The 2,081-nt window shown below is 73.4% G+C and carries 2 protein-coding genes; one reads left to right on the top strand and one right to left on the bottom strand.

What is annotated here, in order from left to right; translation table 11 throughout:
• Nucleotides 1-1,192: succinyl-diaminopimelate desuccinylase (dapE, locus tag QH283_RS02530; protein ID WP_280501402.1), on the bottom strand; the 1,192-nt coding region annotated here is incomplete at its 3' end.
• 63 nt (nucleotides 1,193-1,255) lie between these two features.
• On the opposite strand from dapE, the gene dapD reads away from it, so the two are divergent.
• A partial coding sequence (gene dapD, locus QH283_RS02525; RefSeq protein WP_280501401.1) for a 2,3,4,5-tetrahydropyridine-2,6-dicarboxylate N-succinyltransferase occupies nucleotides 1,256-2,081 on the top strand: 826 nt, incomplete at its 3' end.

Raw genomic sequence — 2,081 nt, 5'->3', positions numbered from 1 at the left:
GTCCCCCCACCCGGGCCCCCCCCCGCCCACCACCAGCGGGGGCGGGCCGGGGGCGCGGGCGGCGGTGCCTGCGGGGCCGCCCTCCGCCGGTGGGCGCGCCGCCGGTGAGGTAGGCGCGCAGCATGGCGGTGACGGCGGTGATCTGCGCGGTCGGCACGTGCTCGTCGCGCTTGTGGGCCAGGTTCGGGTCGCCGGGGCCGAAGTTCACCGCGGGGATGCCGCGGGCGGCGAAGCGGGAGACGTCGGTCCAGCCGTACTTGGCGCGCACCCCGCCGCCGCCGTACGCGTTCACCGAGTCGATGAGCGCCTCGGCCGCCGGGGCGGTGAGCCCGGGCAGCGCGCCTGGCGCGGAGTCGGTGACCTCGAAGCCGATGTCGAGGCCGTCGAAGACCTCGCGCACGTGCGCGACGGCCTGCTCCACGGTGCGGTCGGGGGCGAAACGGAAGTTGACGGTCACGCCGGCCTCGTCGGGGATCACATTGCCCGCGACGCCGCCGTCGATCGCCACCGCCGACAGGCCCTCGCGGTAGACGCAGCCGTCGATGTCGACATTCCGCGCGGTGTAGTCCGCCAGCCGGGCCAGCACCGGGGCCAGCCGGTGGATGGCGTTGTCGCCCATCCACGATCGGGCCGAGTGCGCGCGCACGCCCCCGGTGCTCAGCCGCACGCGCAGGGTGCCCTGGCAACCCGCCTCGATCCAGCCGCCGGAGGGCTCGCCGAGCACGGCCAGGTCGCCGTCGAGCCAGTCGGGCAGGTCGCGCTCGATGTGGCCGAGCCCGTTGTACTGCGCGGCGATCTCCTCCCCGTCGTAGAAGATCAGGGTCAGGTCGTGCACCGGCTCGGTGACGGTGGCGGCCAGGTGCAGGAACACCGCGTCGCCGGACTTCATGTCGACGGTGCCGCAGCCGTGCAGCAGTCGCTCGCCGCCGGGGCCGGTGCCGAAGCGGCTCGGCACGTTGTCGGCGATGGGCACCGTGTCCAGGTGGCCGGCCAGGATCACCCGCGTCGGCAGGCCGCGGTTCGTGCGGGCCAGCACCACGTTGCCGTGCCGCAGCACCTCGAATCCGGTGGTCTGCTCGCGCAGGGCGCGTTCCACGACGTCGGCGATCGCGCGCTCGTCGAGGGAGACGCTCGGGATGTCGACGAGGGCGGCGGTCAGGGCGATCGGGTCTGCGGACAGGTCGATGCTCACCGGGTCAGCCTACGACGAGGTAGCTCACCGCCCGCGCCACCGCGGTGGGTAACCTCTGACGACGTGAGCACTCAGGGAGCAACAGCAGTCGGTATCGCCAACGTGACCGCGGACGGCACCGTCCTGGACACCTGGTACCCGAGCCCGGAACTGGGGTCCTTCGAGACCACCGGCACCGAGCGGCTCGACGAGGCGCCGGAGGGCTTCGCCGACCTGCTCGGCGTGGACTCCGCCCGCGGTGTCGAGGTGATCGCGGTGCGCACCACCATCGCCGACCTGTCCGCGGCCCCGATCGACGCGCACGACGTCTACCTGCGGCTGCACCTGCTCTCGCACCGCCTGGTGACCCCGCACTCGGTGAACCTGGACGGCCAGTTCGGCCTGCTCGCCAATGTGGTGTGGACCAACCACGGCCCGGCCCCGGTGGAGGGCTTCGAGCAGACCAGGCTGAAGCTGCGCGCCCGCGGCCCGGTCACCGTCTACAGCATCGACAAGTTCCCGCGCATGGTCGACTACGTGGTTCCCACCGGCGTGCGCATCGGCGACGCCGACCGGGTCCGGCTCGGCGCGCACCTGGCGGCGGGCACCACCGTCATGCACGAGGGCTTCGTGAACTTCAACGCGGGCACCCTCGGCACCTCCATGGTCGAGGGCCGCATCTCCGCGGGCGTCGTGGTCGGCGACGGCTCCGACATCGGCGGCGGCGCGTCCACCATGGGCACCCTCTCCGGCGGCGGCACCACCGTCATCTCGGTCGGCGAGCGCTCGCTGCTCGGCGCCAACTCCGGCCTCGGCATCCCGCTCGGCAACGACTGCGTGATCGAGGCGGGCCTGTACCTGACCGCGGGCACCAAGGTCAGCACCGCCGACGGCGCGGTGATCAAGGCCG

Origin of the sequence: Nocardia farcinica, assembly GCF_029867845.1 — a bacterium.
Taxonomy (GTDB): Bacteria; Actinomycetota; Actinomycetes; order Mycobacteriales; family Mycobacteriaceae; genus Nocardia; species Nocardia farcinica_A.
Note: the sequence above shows the minus strand (reverse complement) of the source record. Positions and strands in the feature narration are given on the sequence as shown.